Source organism: Streptomyces sp. NPDC052910 (genome assembly GCF_055585605.1).
Window position 1 is genome coordinate 1124705 of record NZ_JBVJJR010000003.1, and the last position, 16234, is coordinate 1140938.

Consider the following 16234-nt stretch of genomic DNA (forward strand, 5'->3'; position numbering starts at 1 on the left):
GCGGATGAAAACTCCCACGGCCGAGACTGCACGCGGCGACCTTTACATGACCTGGGCACCTCCTGCCTTCTTCCACCCTCTTCCGCTGGACTCCGCGGATGCCGAAGAGGCAGTCGCCAGGCTTCACTCTCTGGCCGAGAGCCTCTTGCCATCCGGCACCGCTGAGGAGAGGCTCCGGATGTGCGTGGGTTACGGATGCCTCCTTGAAGGCTTCAGTGATGCAGGAGCCGAATATGTGGCCTTCTGCGCCCTGGATATGGGCGGGGGGAGGCAGAGCACCGCCTCCTTGGCTGCGTATCGAATCGCGCTTGAGGGTTATCAACCCACGGGCCTCCTCGACCAGACGGCCGCGGTTCTGCAGGAGACCTACCCGTGTGATGACATACGTTTCTCCGATCTCCCCTGCGGCAGAGTCGTCGTGCGCATAGGAGATGAACCGTTCCATGTCCCTTCAGATTTTTCGGGCGTTGGCACCCCCGTCGAACTGGTTAAGGGGGTGATCCAGATCTACGCCCCGTCACCCGACGAATCCGAGATGATAGTACTGGAACTCGGGACTCCAGCCATGGATGACTGGGATTTCTATTCCGAACTGTTCGCCGGCATTGTCCAAACCATGGCCTGGTCGACCGAGGAAGATCTACTCTTCCTCACGGCACCGTCTCAGGAGTTCCCCCTCACCGACGACAAGTCCACCGCTGCCGCGCAAGAGATATACCTGCAATCCAGCAATGTTCTGGATGCCTTGGCCGCGCACGGATCAGTCAGTCCTGAGGACCGCTTGAGCCAGGTTGTCTGCCCAGACTGCCAATCGATAGACGGCGCGGTTCCGTGTTCCCTCTTGCATGAGTGGTCCGTGAACGGTGTGACGACTTCGGATAACGCCAGCGATGTGATCCGGCGCGCCGAACGCGCTCTACTGTCACGCGGATGGAAGCGGAAGTATCCATGGGCGACAACGGATCATCTTTTCTCGGCCTCACACGCTTCAGGGTACCGCCTTGGCGTGACTCCCATTCCCGGTGATCATCAACGGGTCCTCGTCAAAGTGCTAGGTCCATGCCGGAGACCGGCTGCGGCGCCGGCGGAACACCGCTCGTCGATCGACAAGGCTTGAGAGGTCTCCATGTCAGAGAAATTCAACGGCCAGGTCCCGAGCAAATCGAAGAACGTCGCCGCATATGAACAGATCGCAGGCAAGGGGGGATGGTACGACGAAGCAGGATGCACTCTGGCCGTTTTTCCCCTCATAGCCGCCCTGCTCGGTTTCAGCAGGGACTTCCCGGAAGGCCGTGCAGCCTTCCTGCTCGCCCCTGTCGTGATTTGGTTGTGGACCCTCGCCATCCGGCGCGCCTTCCGTCTGCGGCCGTTGTCCGGAGAAGCCCGCGACTATGTGCGGCGCCTGGTGGACGCCGAGGAGGAGGGTGCGAAGATTCCCCAGCTTTCTCCTGTCTTAAAGGAAATGTTTCAGGACGAGAAAACGGCCCGCGAAAACCTCGCGCGAAAGGCCCGCAAGAGGCAGCGCTGACGCCGGCTCCCACCGGCACGCGCCCACACACACCACCGGCATCCTGAAAGGCACTCGTACCCGAGCCGTTTGCCGACCGCCGGAGTCACCGGCCGTACCCGACGACGAGGGTGTAACGGACAAGGGCGAGTGCCGCGACAAGAGGCGGTGTCTGCTTGCCACCGCCACTGTCCTGGGGCGATGGGTACGCCGGCCAAAGCCGCTTCCGGTGCTACAAGGAATCCCGGACGCGGCAGCGAACGACGCCGACTGGTTCTCCCTCCACCCGCCCCGCCGTCACGCCCCCGTCGGCGCCGCCACCGCCGCCTGCGGGCGGATCGGGAGGCGGTTGACCGGGCGGCCCGTGGCGGCGCGGACGGCGGAGGCGATGGCGGCCGGGGAGGTGACGACCGGGACGGCGCTGATGGCCTTGGCGCCGAAGGGGGCGACGACGTCGCGCTCCTCGACGAGTTTGACGATTCGGATGTCCGGCGCGTCCAGCGAGGTGGGCAGGGCGTAGCCGCTGAAGTCCGGGCGGCGGACCTGGCCGGCCGAGGTGCGGAGGTTTTCCGTGAGGGCGGCGCCGAGGCCCTGGGTGATGCCGGCCTCGATGCGGGCGTGGGCCTGGGCGGGGTTGAGGACGCGGCCGACGTCCTGGGCGACGGCCATCTCGACGACGCGGACGGAGCCGAGTTCGACGTCGACGTCCACCACGGCCCGTACCGCGCAGAAGGCGATGCCGACGAAGGCGTCGCCCTGGCCGGTCTCGTCCAGCGGCTCGGTGGGGTGGGGGCGGCATTGGGCGGTGGCCCAGAGTTCCTTGCCGTCGAGGGCCTCGACGACGGTGGTGCTGAGCACGCCGTCGTACGAGGTGATTTTCCCGTCGGCGATCGTCAGGAGCTCGGTGGACATGCCGAACTGGGCGGCGAGCGGCTGCAGCAACTGTGTGCGGACCATGCGCGCGGCGCGCTCGACCGCGCCGCCCGAGACCCAGGTGTGGCGGCCGTGGGCGGCCGGGCCGCAGGGGGGCTGGTCGGTGTCGACCGGCGCCACGTAGACGTCCGTGATGCCCAGGACCTCCTGGACGATCTGTCGGGCCAGGGTGGAGAAGCCCTGGCCGGTCTCGACGGCGGCGCAGATGACCGTCGCGACGGAACCGCTGACCTTCACCGTGGCCGTGGACACCTCGTCCGCGCCCTCGGCGCCGAGCATGTGGACCATGCCGACGCCGTAGCCGACGCCGCGCCGGACGGCGCCCGGTTCGCCGGCGCCCTCCAGGCCGCCGGGGAGCAGCCACTCCTCCTCGGGGTCGTCCTTCGGGAGGGCCGGGAGGGGGAAGTCGCGGACGGCGGCGAGGAGTTCGGCGACGGGTGCCGGGCAGGTGACCGTCTGGCCGGTGGGGAGGATGTCACCGGTGGCCAGGATGTTGCGCATGCGCAGTTCGGCGGGGTCGATGCCGAGCCGGGCCGCCAGCTTGTCCATCTGGCCCTCGTAGGCGGCGCAGACCTGCATGGCGCCCTCGCCGCGGACGTGGCCGGACGGCGGGTTGTTGGTGCGCACGGCCCAGCCCTCGACGAAGGCGTGCGGGACGACGTACGGGCCGCAGGCGAACGCCACGGCGGCGGCGAGCGCGTCCGACGAGGAGTCGGCGTACGCGCCGGCGTCCATCAGGATCTGCGCCTCGACCTTGACCAGCTTGCCCTCCGCGTCCGCGTGGTGGCGGTAGCGCAGCAGCGTCGGGTGGCGGTGGGCGTGGCTGAGGAACGACTCCTCGCGGGTGGCCGCGAGCTTCACCGGATGGCCGGTGCGCAACGCGAGGAGGCCGAGCGGCAGTTGGACGCCGGAGTCCTCGCGGTCGCCCATCGCGCCGGGCACCCCGGTGACGACGATCTTGACGCGTTCCGGTTCGAGGGCGAAGCAGGCGGCGGCCAGGTCGCGGTCGGCGTGCGGGTCGGTGGAGGCGCAGTAGATCTCGACGCCGCCGTCGGGCCGGGGCACGGCGAGGCCGGCCTCCGCGCCGATGGGTGCCGGGTCCTGCCGGCCGATGCGGTACAGCCCCTCGACCACCACCTCGCCGGTGACCTCGGGGTCGCCGAAGCGCAGCGGGATGTGGCGGATGAGGTTGCCGTCGGGGTGCAGCGGCTCGGCGGAGAAGGCCAGTTCGGGGTCGGTGACCGGTTCCAGCACCTCGTACTCGACGGCGATGGCGGCGGCGGCGAGCCGGGCGGTGTCCGGGTGGTCGGCGGCGACGGCGGCGATCGGCTCGCCGTGGTGGCGCACCACGTCGGACGCGAACACAGGGCGGTCCGCGACCCGTCGCCCGTGCGCGGCGTCCCCCGGCACGTCGGCGTGGGTGACGACGGCGTGCACGCCCGGCATGGCCGCGGCCGTGGCGGTGTCGATGGAGACGATCCGGGCGTGCGGGTGCGGCGACCGCAGCACGGCCGCCCACAGCAGGCCCTCCGCCCACAGGTCGGCGGCGTACGGGAAGGTGCCCTGCGTCTTGGCCGCGGCGTCGACGGCCCGCACCGAGGCGCCGATCCCCTGCGGGGGGCCGTCGGGGACCGGCGCGGGCGCGGTGACGGAGGAGGTGACCAGGGCGCCGAGCACACCCGTCACGTCGTCCGGCCCTCCCGAGCCGCCCGCTCCGGCGTTGCCGCCCATCCCCGTCATGCCGTCGCCTTTCCACTGCCGCCGTCGTGCGGGCCCGTCTGGTGCGGGATGCGTCCCGTCGCCGCGTCCTGTTCCTCGGAGACCTGCTCTTCGAGCGCCGCGGCCGCCTCGGCGCGCTCGTCGGCGACCTGGCGGACGGCCTCCAGGACCCCCCGGTAGCCGGAGCAGCGGCAGAGGTTGCCGCAGATGGCCTGGCGGGTCTCCAGTTCGGTGGGGGCGTGGTTGCCCTCCAGGAGGTCGTGGACCGTCATGGCCAGACCGGGCACGCAGAAGCCGCACTGCACGGCGCCGCAGTCGGCGAGCGCGCGCTGGACGTCGGAGGGCTGCCCGTCCTGGGCCAGCCCTTCGACGGTCCGGACCTCGGAACCGGCCGTCAGCGCGGCGGGCACCAGGCAGGACGCCACGAGCCTGCCGTCCACCTGCACGGAACACGCGCCGCACTCACCCTGCGAACAGCCGTCCTTGGCGCCGGCCAGACCGAGCCGCTCGCGCAGGACGTAGAGCAGGGACTCGCCGATCCACGCGTCGGTGACCGGGCGGTCCGTGCCGTTGACGCGCAGGACGTACGAGGCGCAGGGGTGCTCGGTGGCGGGGGCCTGCGGCTCGTCGAGCGCCGACGGGCCGGTGAGGGCTGTGGGATCAGCGGGGTCGGTGAGGTCGGTGCGGTCGGTGCGCTCGCCGGGTTCGGTGAGACCGGGGTCATCGGACGGCGGGACGGCGGAGGCGTCGTCGAACGTCCCCGCCGGCTCCGGCTGCTCGTGCCAGTCCGGCTGACCGGACTGACCGGACTGATCCGGCTGACCGGTCCGCTCGGTCTCGTCAAGCCGCTCGGACGGCTCCCCGCCGGCGTGGACCGGCCGGTCCTGCGAGACGGCGGGCGCGCCCTCCGCGGGGAGGTGCTCCGCGGGCAGGTGCTCAGCGGTCAGGTGCTCAGCGGTCAGGTGCTCCGCGCGCTCGGCGGGGGCCGACGCGTCGTGCGGGGGGTCCTGGACGTGGGAGGCGTGCGCGTCGTGGGAGGCGTGCGCGTCGTACGTCGGCTCCGTCCCGGGCCCGGCGTCCGGTCCGGCCATGGGGTCCCGGCCGCGCACGGGTTCCGGCCCGGTCGTCGGCTCGTACCCCGCCTGCGGAGCACTGCCCGCGGGCGCGTGCCGCTCGGGCTCGTGCGGTACGGACGCGGTGGCGGGCGCGACGGGGCCACCGTGCGGGCTCGAAGCCAGAGTCTCGGGGGTACCGGGGGCCTCGACGGCGCCCGGGGCGTTGTGCGCGGCGGACGGCCCGACGGACGAGGGCTGTCCGTCGGCGGCGGCCCCGGCGTGCGCCACCGGAACGTCATGCTGCTCGTACGCGGGAGCGTCGTGCTGCTCGTACGCGCCGTACGCGTCCTGCCCCAACTGCCCGTCGGCGTGCCCGTTCGGGTGCCCGTCCTGCCGGGCGTCCGTGCGCGCGGCGTCGTCACCGCTCCCGTGGCCGCCGTGCGCCTGGGGCACGGCGTGCGGCAGCGGCTCGGCGTGCGGGTGCGCGGCGGCGTACTGCGCGGGCGCGCCGGCGTGGGACGGACCGGCGTGGGACGGATGCGCGTCCGTGTGCTGCGGGTGCCCGTCGGCGTGCGGAGCGGCGGCAGGGGCGCCCGGACCGTCGGTCACCACCTCCCACGCGCCACTGGCCGTCTGATCGCCCGTATCGGTGACGTCCGTACCGGGCCGCGGCGTCAACCCGTCGCCCGCGTACACGTTCGCCCGGTACTCCCCCGACGCGTCGGGCGTGTCGCCCGCCGTCGCAGGAGCGGCCGGCACCGACCACTGCCCGGTCGACCCCTCGGGGCCGGCCGTGCCCTCCGGTCCCTCCGGCCCGCCATCGGCGGGCTGGTGCCAGGTCCCGGTGGCGGTGTCACCGGGCGCGGGCGCGGGCCACTCCACGGCCGGGCGCGGGGCGGCGTGCGGCGCGTACTCGCCGGACTCGTCGACCGGGTCGTCCCCGGCCGCCGGTACCGACCACCGGCCGGTGGAGCCGCTCTGCGCGGCGGCGTCCGGTTCCACGCCGGGGAGGTACGGCAGCGGCCACTGCGCGGTGTCCTGCACTCCGGCGGAGCCGTCGGGCCCACCGGAGCCGTCGGGCCCACCGGAGCCGTCGGGCCCACCCGAGGCGCCCGGAGCACCCGAGGCGTCCGGCGCGGTGGGCGCCGGGGAGCCGGCGGGGCCGCCGGCCAGGGGAACGCCGGAGCCGTAGGTGCCGGAGCCGTACCCGTCCGCTCCGTACGCCTCGGCGCCGTACGCCTCGGCGGCGTGGGCGTCCGCGCCGTGACCGTCGCCGCCGGGCACACCGGAGCCGTACGTGTCGGAGGCACCGGAACCGTAGGCGTCCGCGGGCGCCGCCCACTCCGCCGGCCCGTCGACCATGCCGGAGACGTACGGGCCGGCCGGCCAGTCGTCCTGCTCGGCCGGCGCCGCACTCCCGGCGTCCCCGGGGCGGGCACCGCCCTGCTGCGGCACGGACGCGCCCTGGTGCCGCTGCGGATCCGCCTGCTGGTGCGCGCCCGCCTGCTGATGCTGCTGATGGTGCGCCACGGACTGGTGGGGCACCGTCTGGTACTGATGGGCACCGGGCTGCTGCTGCACACCCGTCTGCTGCATGCCCGAGTGCGGCTGTGCACCCGAGTGCGGCTGTGCTCCCGAGTGCTGTTGCACGCCCGTCTGCTGCTGCGCCCCGGGCCGGCCGGCCGTCTCCTGCCCGCCCGGATGGCCGCCTTGGTGGTGACCCCCCGGCTGATGACCACCCGGCTGGTGACCGCCCTGCGCGTGCCCCGGCCCGCCGGTGTGCTCCTGACCGGCCGCCGGGTACTGCGGCACCGCGTCCCAGGAGGACGCCACCGGCGGGGCGTACCCCGTCCCGGGCGCGGCCAGCGGCGCCCAGCCGGTGGACGCGTCGGGGCCCGGGTGCGCCAGCAGTTCAGGCGGGAGCCGGACGAACGCCGTGCCCTCCGCGTCGATGTCCACGCCGCGCGGCATGGGCTGCCAGCCGCCCTCGGCGGGCGTCCGGGCGTGTCGCTGCTGATCGTCACTCACGCGAGTGCCCTCCCCAGTGCTCGGCGGGCCAGAGTCGCCACGGTACGCCGCAAATGCAGCACGGCCGGCGGCAGGGTACCTTCTCCCGGCGCCTGGAGGGCGTGACCGGTGCCGTCGTCGGCGCCCTGGGGGGCGGGCGGCGGGTCGGGGATGCAGGCGGCGGCCACGTAGTCGCCGAAGGCCGTCAGGGCCTCGGGGGCCAGGGTCCGTTCGCCGTCCCAGTCGATGAGCGAGGCCACCCAGTGCTCGGCGTCGTACGGGCGCAGCGGCATCGGCGCGACCGCGCCGACCGCGCACCGGACCATCCGCCGGGCCGGGTCCAGGACCACCGCGACGGAGGCGGTGGCACGGCCGGGGCCGGTCCGGCCGGTGGCCTTGAGGAAGGTCTGCGGGGCGTGCAGCAGCGGGACGCGGACGTAGCCGATGAGCTCGCCCGGGTGCAGCAGTTCGATCCCGGCGAGCAGCCTGCCGACCGGGATCTCGCGCCGTCCGCCGGGGCCCGCGATGACGAGGGACGCCTCCAGGGCCGCGAGGACGGGGAGCGCGTCCCCGGTCGGCGCGGCGGAGGCGATGTTGCCGCCGAGGGTGCCCGCGTTGCGGATCTGCGGGGGCCCGGCGGCGCGGGCGGCGGCGGCGAGCGCCGGGATGAGGGCGGCGAAGTCCGGCCGGCCCATGCGGGCGTGGGTCAGCCCGGCGCCCAGCAGGGCGTGGCCGTCCTGGTACTGCCAGCCGCGGATCTCGCTGATGCGCCCGAGGCCGACGAGCGCGGCGGGGCGCAGCAGGCCCGAGTTGACCGCTGCCATGAGATCGGTGCCGCCCGCGACGGGCACGGCGGCGGGCATGGCGGCCAGCGCCGCCACGGCCTCGTCGAGCGAGCCCGGCAACGTCACCGTGTGCGCCGCCTGCGGTGCGTGCGTGGTCAACCCACTGCCCCTTCCCCGGTGGTCCCGGCTGTTCCGGCCGTCGCGCCGGCATTCCGCCGTACGGTACGTGCTCACGGTCCGGACGTGGCAACTCTGGCACATCTTCCCAGCCCGCCGTCGCGAGGGTCCGCGAACCGCCGGCCGCCCCGGGACGCCCCGCCCGCCCCGGACCGGGGGCCGCCCGGCGGCCGCCCTCCGCACACGCCGGCCGGACGCCCCCGGTCCGCGGGTGCGGCACGGCCGCCCGGCCGAACGCCCGGGCGCGTCGCGGCCTCCGGCACCGCGGCTCGCGGCCGGGCACCCCACGACGAGCCCCCGGGGACGGGCGGCGGGGACGGAGGCGGGGACGGAGGCGGTGGCAGTGACGGTGGCGGTGGCAGTGGCAGTGGCAGTGGCAGTGGCAGTGACGGCAAGAGGCCACGGGCCGGCGGCACCCCGCCACCGACGGACGAAGGCGTTCCGGTGCCGAGCGAAGAGATTCCGACGCCGGCGACCGCTGAAGGCCGAGGGAGCGGCCCGAAGGGCGGCCGGAGGAACGGCCCGAAGGGCAGCCGGGCGGACGGACCGGAGGACGGCCGGACGACGCCAAGGGCCGGAGGTGTCCCAACGGCACGCGGGCACCTCGCGGAGCGCGCGGTCCCGGGCGGTCCCGGCGGTTCCGGTCGGCCCGGTCATCGTCTCGTCATCGTCTCGGCTGCCGCTCCGGCCCTCGTCCCACGCTCGCCACGCTGCCCCGCTCGTCCTACCCGTCCCGCCCGCCCCGCTCAGGGGCCCTGCTCCGCTTCCGTCCCCCGGACCGTCACGCCACGGGCGGGTCGCCCCGATCCGCCCTCCATGGCGGCATATGACCGCCTTTGCCCGCCCCTTGTACGACTTACGGCGGTGCGCGGAGGCCCACCGTGCCAGGGCCACGCCGGGCGGACCGATACCTTCCGCTCCACGTCACACGATCGGGGGCGCCCCCTCGATCGGGCGTCCGAGCAGGCCGGGGCGGCGCTGCCAGGGGCGGGGACCGCCGGGCGGCCGGTACGCCACGCCCAGCGCGTCCAGTCGGCGGTAGTGGACGGCCATGCGCTGTTCGAAGTGGGCGAAGTCCCGTTCGGCGGGTGGCGGGAGGGCCGACCAGACGGCCTCGGCGAACGCGGCGAGCCGGGGGAACGCCTGGTAGTCCAGGCGTCCCTGGTCCTCCGTCACCTCCGTCCAGAGGTTGGCCTGGGCGCCGAGGACGCGTCCGGCCTCCTCCGCGGTGAGTTCCGGCGGCACCGGCTCGAAGCGGTAGACGTCCTCCAGGGTGCGGACGTAGCCGATGGGCACGGGCTCGTCCGGGCCCGGGGCCTGCCGGTGGTCGAGGTAGACCTGTTGCTGGGGGCACATGACGACGTCGTGTCCCGCCCGGGCCGCGGCGATCCCGCCCGCGTGGCCGCGCCAGGACGCGACGGCGGCGCCCTCGGCCAGGCCGCCCTCCAGGATCTCGTCCCAGCCGATCAGCCGCCGCCCGCGCGCGGTGAGCCAGCGGTCGAAGTGCCGGATGAACCAGCTCTGGAGCTCCTTCTCGTCGGCCAGCCCCTCGGCCGCCCTCCGGGCCCGGGCCGCCGGGGACGCCTTCCACTGGTCCTTCGGACACTCGTCGCCGCCGAGGTGGACGAAGCGGGAGGGGAAGACGTCGAGGATTTCCGTCAGCACGTTCTCGTAGAAGGCGAGGGTGGCGTCGGTGGGGGCGAGCACGTTCGGGCTGACGCCCCAGGTGTCCCAGACGCCGAGCGCGGCGGTGTCGACGACGTCGCTGTTGCCGAGTTCCGGGTACGCGGCGATGGCGGCCTGCGAGTGGCCGGGCAGGTCGATCTCGGGGACGACGGTGATGTGCCGCTCGGCGGCGTACGCGACGATCTCCCGGAGGTCGTCCTTGGTGTAGTAACCGCCGTGCGGGCGCTCGTCCCAGAGCGGCGAGGCCCGGTGCCCGAGCTTCGTCCGGGACCGCCAGGCGCCGACCTCGGTCAGCCGCGGATAGCGCTCGATCTCGACCCGCCAGCCCTGGTCGTCGGTCAGGTGCAGGTGCAGGACGTTGAGTTTGTGCGCGGCGAGCAGGTCGAGGAAGCGCAGGACGCCGTCCTTGGGGACGAAGTGGCGGGCGACGTCGAGGAGGACGCCGCGCCAGGCGAAGCGGGGGGCGTCCTCAACGCTGACGAGGGGGACGTGCCACTCCCGCCGCGCCGTGACGGGTGCCCGCCGGAAGGCGGCGGGGTCCAGCATCTGACGGAAGGTCTGGGCGGCCCAGAAGAGCCCGGCCGGGTCCGCGCCGTCGAGGAACGTGCCGTACCCGTCGACGGCGATCCGGTAGCCCTCCGGGCCGAGCTCGCCGGCCAGCCGGGGGTCGACGCGCAGGACGAGGTGGTTGGCGTGGCCGTCGCCGTCGGGCAGCGGGAGGCCGGTGGCGGCGCCGACGGTGGCGCGCAGCCAGCGGGCGGTGCCCTCGGTGCCGGGGCCGGCGTTGATCGCCGTCTCCTCGTCCAGCACCTCCAGGCCCCGGACGGGCGGGATCCAGGTGAAGCGGCGCGGCGCGGGGACGAGGCCGGTCTCGGTGTCGCTCATGGCAGCCCTTCGACGGGGGTCCTGTCCGGTTCTCCGGGACGGATCCTCTCCCGGGGCGACTGGTCCGGACCAGCCCTCGGCGGGCATGGATCACTTCGCGCCGGGCATGGACCACCCCATGCGGGGCAGGGGTCACCCCATGCGGGGCAGGGGCACCCCATGCGGGACAGGGGTCACTCCGCACGCACCCGGCGGTCGCGCTTTCGCGGGTGCGAACGCGCGACGGCTCCCCGGCCGCGTGCGGAGACGCGTCAGAGGAGCCGTGGAGCGAGGCGGGGTGGGAAGAGAGGACCGGAACGGGAAGCGTGCGGGGCGGTACGGGCGCGGCCCCTGCGCGCCATCCGCGCCCCCCGTCGCCGGGGACCGCGTGTGAGGGCTACTTCTTGTCGCCGCCCTTGCCGCCCTTGTCGTCCCCGCCGGCGCCCATGCCGTCGAAGATCTCCTTGCACATCGGGCAGACCGGGTACTTCTTGGGGTCGCGCCCGGGCACCCAGACCTTGCCGCAGAGGGCGACGACCGGGGAGCCGGAGAGCGCGCTCTCCATGATCTTGTCCTTCTGGACGTAATGGGCGTAGCGCTCGTGGTCGCCGTCGCCGTGCGACACCTGCGGCGTCGGCTCTACGAGGGTGCCGGTACCTGCCCCGCGCTCGGGCTCGAGAGTGCTCATGGTCCCCAAGGGTACTGGGGAGCGGCACGGTCGGCCGAGGCTCGGGGGCGCCGCGCCCGGCCGCCGCCCCGCGCCGGGCCCGCGGCTCAGTTCAGACTGGGATCGTCCGGATAGGTCGCGACCATGGCCAGCTCGTTGCGCTGCCGCCGGAGCACCGACCGCCAGAGCCGGGACGGGTCCGGGGACGAGATGTCGCCCGGCTCGGACTCCACCACGTACCAGGCGCCCTCCACCAGCTCCTCCTCCAGTTGGCCGGGCCCCCAGCCGGAGTACCCGGCGAAGATGCGCAGCGAGCCGACGGAGGGCCCCAGCAGCTCGGGCGGGGCCTCCAGGTCGACGAGGCCGATGGCGCCGTGCACCCGGCGCCAGCCGACGGGCCCCGCGCGGCCCGCACGGGACCGGGCGCCGGCGCCGGGCGGGCCGCCGGCGGGGGTGTCCTTGCCGGGCTCGTCCCCGGGGACGACGGCCACGCCGAGGGCCGAGTCCAGCGAGACGGGCCCGCCCTGGAACACCACGCCCGGCTCACCGGCCAGCGCGGCCCACGACGCGAGGATGTCGCCGACGCCGACCGGCGTCGGCCGGTTGAGGACCACGCCAAGCGAGCCCTCCTCGTCGTGGTCGAGGAGCAGCACGACCGCGCGGTCGAAGTTGGGGTCCGCCAGCGCCGGGGTGGCGACCAGCAGCCGTCCTGTGAGCGAGGACACCTCCGTCATGGCCACATGATCCCGCATTCCGGGCGTCCGGGAGCCCCCGGAAGGGACGAAAAACCGGCCGGTACGAAGCGTTCCGGAGCACGGGGGCGGGAAGCGCGCCGGAAAGGGTGCCCGGCGCTAACCGGTAGCGACCACTCCGTTAACGCAGCGTGTTGTGACAAACCCATGACGTGCCAAGGCCCCCCTCGGGGCGGCATCGGGCCCCTCCGGTCGCATTACCCTTTCTTCTTGCCCCCTGCCCAACTCCAGGAACGCGAGATCCATGACCGGCCCTGACGATGTCCTGCTTGTCCACGGCGGTACCCCGCTCGAGGGCGAGATCCGTGTCCGCGGTGCGAAGAACCTCGTGCCGAAGGCCATGGTCGCCGCCCTGCTCGGCAGCGGCCCCAGCCGCCTGCGCAACGTCCCCGACATCCGTGACGTGCGGGTCGTCCGCGGGCTGCTGCAGTTGCACGGGGTGACCGTGCGCCCCGGCGACGAGCCGGGCGAGCTGGTCCTCGACCCCTCGCACGTGGAGAGCGCGAACGTCGCCGACATCGACGCGCACGCCGGCTCCTCGCGCATCCCGATCCTCTTCTGCGGCCCCCTGCTGCACCGCCTCGGCCACGCCTTCATCCCGGGCCTCGGCGGCTGTGACATCGGCGGCCGACCCATCGACTTCCACTTCGAGGTGCTGCGCCAGTTCGGCGCCACCATCGAGAAGCGGGAGGGCGGCCAGTACCTGGAGGCCCCGCAGCGACTGCGCGGCACCAAGATCCAGCTCCCGTACCCGTCGGTCGGCGCGACCGAGCAGGTACTGCTGACCGCCGTGCTCGCGGAGGGCGTCACCGTCCTGTCCAACGCGGCCGTGGAGCCGGAGATCGAGGACCTCATCTGCGTACTGCAGAAGATGGGCGCGATCATCTCCATGGACACCGACCGGACGATCCGCATCACCGGTGTGGACTCGCTCGGCGGCTACAACCACCGCGCGCTCCCCGACCGCCTGGAGTCCGCCTCCTGGGCGAGCGCGGCGCTCGCCACCAAGGGCAACATCTACGTCCGCGGCGCCAGCCAGCGCGAGATGATGACCTTCCTCAACACCTACCGCAAGGTCGGCGGCGCCTTCGAGATCGACGACCAGGGCATCCGCTTCTGGCACCCCGGCGGCGAGCTCAACGCCATAGCGCTGGAGACCGACGTCCACCCCGGCTTCCAGACCGACTGGCAGCAGCCGCTGGTCGTCGCCCTGACCCAGGCGTCCGGCCTCTCCATCGTCCACGAGACGGTCTACGAGTCCCGGCTGGGCTTCACCTCCGCCCTCAACCAGATGGGCGCCCACATCCAGCTCTACCGCGAGTGCCTCGGCGGCTCCGCCTGCCGCTTCGGCCAGCGGAACTTCCTGCACTCGGCGGTCGTCTCCGGCCCGACGAAGCTGCAGGGCGCGGACCTGGTCATCCCCGACCTGCGGGGCGGCTTCTCCTACCTGATCGCCGCGCTCGCCGCGGACGGGACGTCCCGGGTGCACGGGATCGAACTGATCAACCGCGGATACGAGAACTTCATGCAGAAGCTGCAGGATCTCGGTGCGAACGTGGAGCGTCCGCAGGGAGCCTGACGGGTCGTCCGCCGTGGGGGTGGGACGGGGGTGGATGCCCCGGTCCCGCCCCTTCGCCGTTTCTTGCGGGGGCAAGCCCCCGCTCCCCCGAAACCGCGCTTCGCGCGGTTGTCCTCAAACGCCGGACGGGCTGATTCAGCCCGTCCGGCGTTTGAGGACGAGCGGCGGAGCCGCGAAAAGGGGGTCTGGGGCGCAGCCCCAGGAAGCGGCGAAGGGGCGGGACCGGGGCACAGCCCGCCGCAGGCACCCGCGGCGGCCGAGGACGCGAAAGGGCGGCCGCCCCCGCCCGGGGAACGGCCGCCCTCCGGCGTCCGAAGGCTTACTTGCCCTTCGCGGCTTCCTTGAGCTTGGAGCCCGCGGAGACCTTCACGCTGTAACCGGCAGCGATCTGGATCGGCTCGCCCGTCTGCGGGTTCCGGGCGGTGCGAGCGGCACGGTGGGTGCGCTCGAAGGTCAGGAAGCCGGGGATGGTCACCTTCTCGTCGCCCTTGGCGACGACCTCACCGACGGTCTCGGCGAGGGCGGCCAGAACGGCGTCGGCGTCCTTGCGGGTCACCTCGGCACGGTCGGCCAGAGCGGCCACCAGCTCACTGCGGTTCATGTTGTACTCCCGTGTCTTTCTTGCCAATGAGGCGTGAGATCGAAGCCGATGCTGCCAGGGCCCTCGGACAGTCCCCGGACCCGGGTCCGCCACTAGATCCCTCGCGCCCCGGGGGGTGCCCCCTGGACGGAGTCCTCGGGGGAGCATCCTGCCCCCACCAGTGGTGGGAAAGCCAATCCGGCACCCTGGAGAGTCACACGGAAAGCGCCACAGCCTCGGAGGGGGCCGCGTTTCCGCGGCCCGTTCACTGCCCGACACCCTATGGGGGCCGTAGGAGCGCCGCGTCACGCGACGCGCCGTGGTCAGGCCGTCGTGGCGGCCGTCACAGCCGCTCCGGCGGCCTTGGCGGCCTCGCGGACGGCTCCGGCTACCGCGCCCGCGACCTTCTCGTTGAACACGCTCGGGATGATGTAGTTCGCGTTCAGCTCGTCCTCGGCGACGACGTCGGCGAGGGCGCCGGCGGCGGCCAGCATCATCTCGGTGTTCACGGTGCGCGACTGGGCGTCCAGGAGGCCGCGGAAGACGCCCGGGAAGACCAGCACGTTGTTGATCTGGTTGGGGAAGTCCGAGCGGCCCGTGGCGACCACGGCGGCCGTCTGGCGGGCGATCGCCGGGTCGACCTCGGGGTCGGGGTTGGCGAGCGCGAAGACGATGGCGCCGTCGGCCATGGCGGCGACGTCCTCGGCGCCGAGGACGTTGGGGGCCGAGACGCCGATGAAGACGTCGGCGCCGCGCACGGCCTCCTTGAGCGTCCCGGTGATGCCCTCGGGGTTGGTGTTGTCGGCGATCCAGCGCAGCGCCGAGCCCGGGTCGGCGGAGACCAGGTCGTGGCGGTCGGCGTGGACGACGCCGTGGATGTCGGCGACGACGGCGTGCTTGACGCCGGCGGCGATCAGCAGCTTGAGGATGGCCGTACCGGCCGCGCCGGCGCCGGACATGACGACCCGCACGTCGCCGATGGACTTCTCGACCACGCGCAGGGCGTTGGTCAGCGCGGCGAGCACGACGATCGCGGTGCCGTGCTGGTCGTCGTGGAAGACCGGGATGTCGAGGGCCTCGCGCAGCCGGGCCTCGATCTCGAAGCAGCGCGGCGCGGAGATGTCCTCCAGGTTGATGCCCGCGAAGCCGGGGGCGATGGCCTTGACGATCTCGACGATGGCGTCGGAGTCCTGGGTGTCCAGGCAGATCGGCCAGGCGTCGATGCCGGCGAAGCGCTTGAAGAGGGCCGCCTTGCCCTCCATGACGGGCAGCGCGGCCTTGGGGCCGATGTTGCCCAGGCCGAGGACGGCGGAGCCGTCGGTGACCACCGCGACGGAGTTGCGCTTGATGGTCAGGCGCCGGGCGTCCTCGGGGTTCTCGGCGATGGCCATGCAGACGCGGGCGACGCCCGGCGTGTAGACCATGGACAGGTCGTCGCGGTTGCGGATGGGGTGCTTGGACGCCATCTCGATCTTGCCGCCGAGGTGCATCAGGAAGGTCCGGTCGGAGACCTTGCCGACGCTGACGCCCTCGATGCCGCGCAGCTTCTGCACGATCTCGTCGGCGTGGGCGGTGGACGTCGCGGCGACGGTGACGTCGATCCGCAGCTTCTCGTGGCCGGAGGCGGTGACGTCCAGGCCGGTCACCGATCCGCCGGAGGACTCCACGGCCGTGGTGAGCTGGCTGACCGCGGTACCGCCGGCGGGCACCTCCAGTCGGACCGTCATCGAGTACGAGACGCTAGGCGCCGTTGCCATGGCCGCTTTCCCCTGCTTTCGCTGATTGCGTTGTTCCGCGCGCCCGGGCGTACCGTCCGGCCGGAGGCCGTCCCACGCCGGGCGACGTCCGATCGTCGCACCTACCGGCCGGTAGACGGTAACCAGGACCGGCTTTCCGGAAGGTGGGTTTCACCATATGAGAGCG

At 73.3% G+C, this 16234-nt stretch carries 11 protein-coding genes; 3 read left to right on the forward strand and 8 right to left on the reverse strand.

Translation table 11 applies throughout. The features are described 5' to 3' along the window. Positions 1-4: 4 nt before the first annotated feature. Together ACZ6X9_RS16050 and ACZ6X9_RS16055 are read left to right on the forward strand one after the other, a co-directional pair. Positions 5-1117 carry a hypothetical protein gene (locus tag ACZ6X9_RS16050; RefSeq protein WP_469778580.1) on the forward strand — a complete coding sequence of 371 codons (1113 nt, stop codon included), beginning with the start codon at positions 5-7 and terminating at the stop codon, positions 1115-1117. Positions 1118-1126: 9 nt separating this feature from the next. After that, positions 1127-1528: a hypothetical protein gene (locus ACZ6X9_RS16055; protein ID WP_469778581.1), complete on the forward strand. Its 402-nt coding sequence runs from the start codon at positions 1127-1129 to the stop codon at positions 1526-1528. A 276-nt stretch (positions 1529-1804) separates the two neighbouring features. On the opposite strand, the gene ACZ6X9_RS16060 is transcribed toward ACZ6X9_RS16055, so the two are convergent. The 6 genes from ACZ6X9_RS16060 to ACZ6X9_RS16085 form a co-directional block, all read right to left on the reverse strand. Further along, the gene (locus ACZ6X9_RS16060; protein WP_469778669.1) at positions 1805-4171 is read right to left on the reverse strand and encodes a xanthine dehydrogenase family protein molybdopterin-binding subunit; all 2367 of its coding nucleotides are present in this window, start codon (positions 4169-4171) and stop codon (positions 1805-1807) included. A gap of 5 nt (positions 4172-4176) precedes the next feature. After that, positions 4177-7242 (reverse strand): 2Fe-2S iron-sulfur cluster-binding protein, encoded by a 3066-nt coding sequence (locus ACZ6X9_RS16065; RefSeq protein WP_469778582.1) that lies wholly within the window; start codon positions 7240-7242, stop codon positions 4177-4179. Beyond that, positions 7239-8165: an FAD binding domain-containing protein gene (locus tag ACZ6X9_RS16070; protein WP_469778583.1), complete on the reverse strand. Its 927-nt coding sequence runs from the start codon at positions 8163-8165 to the stop codon at positions 7239-7241. The genes ACZ6X9_RS16065 and ACZ6X9_RS16070 overlap by 4 nt, the downstream gene beginning before the upstream one ends. 942 nt (positions 8166-9107) lie before the next feature. Continuing rightward, the gene (locus ACZ6X9_RS16075; protein WP_469778584.1) at positions 9108-10754 is read right to left on the reverse strand and encodes a beta-N-acetylhexosaminidase; all 1647 of its coding nucleotides are present in this window, start codon (positions 10752-10754) and stop codon (positions 9108-9110) included. 376 nt (positions 10755-11130) lie between these two features. After that, positions 11131-11421 carry a DUF3039 domain-containing protein gene (locus tag ACZ6X9_RS16080; protein WP_109281359.1) on the reverse strand — a complete coding sequence of 97 codons (291 nt, stop codon included), beginning with the start codon at positions 11419-11421 and terminating at the stop codon, positions 11131-11133. A gap of 86 nt (positions 11422-11507) precedes the next feature. Continuing rightward, on the reverse strand, positions 11508-12134 hold the full coding sequence (locus tag ACZ6X9_RS16085) for a YqgE/AlgH family protein (protein ID WP_469778585.1): 627 nt from the start codon (positions 12132-12134) through the stop codon (positions 11508-11510). A 262-nt stretch (positions 12135-12396) separates the two neighbouring features. On the opposite strand from ACZ6X9_RS16085, the gene murA reads away from it, so the two are divergent. Continuing rightward, the gene (gene murA, locus ACZ6X9_RS16090) at positions 12397-13731 is read left to right on the forward strand and encodes a UDP-N-acetylglucosamine 1-carboxyvinyltransferase (RefSeq protein ID WP_469778586.1); all 1335 of its coding nucleotides are present in this window, start codon (positions 12397-12399) and stop codon (positions 13729-13731) included. A gap of 319 nt (positions 13732-14050) precedes the next feature. Here the strand turns inward: murA and ACZ6X9_RS16095 are convergent, their stop codons facing one another. After that, complete coding sequence (locus tag ACZ6X9_RS16095; protein WP_004951951.1) at positions 14051-14332, reverse strand: HU family DNA-binding protein; 282 nt, start codon at positions 14330-14332, stop codon at positions 14051-14053. Between the two features lie 302 nt (positions 14333-14634). Next, the gene (locus tag ACZ6X9_RS16100; RefSeq protein ID WP_469778587.1) at positions 14635-16068 is read right to left on the reverse strand and encodes an NAD-dependent malic enzyme; all 1434 of its coding nucleotides are present in this window, start codon (positions 16066-16068) and stop codon (positions 14635-14637) included. Positions 16069-16234 lie beyond the last annotated feature (166 nt).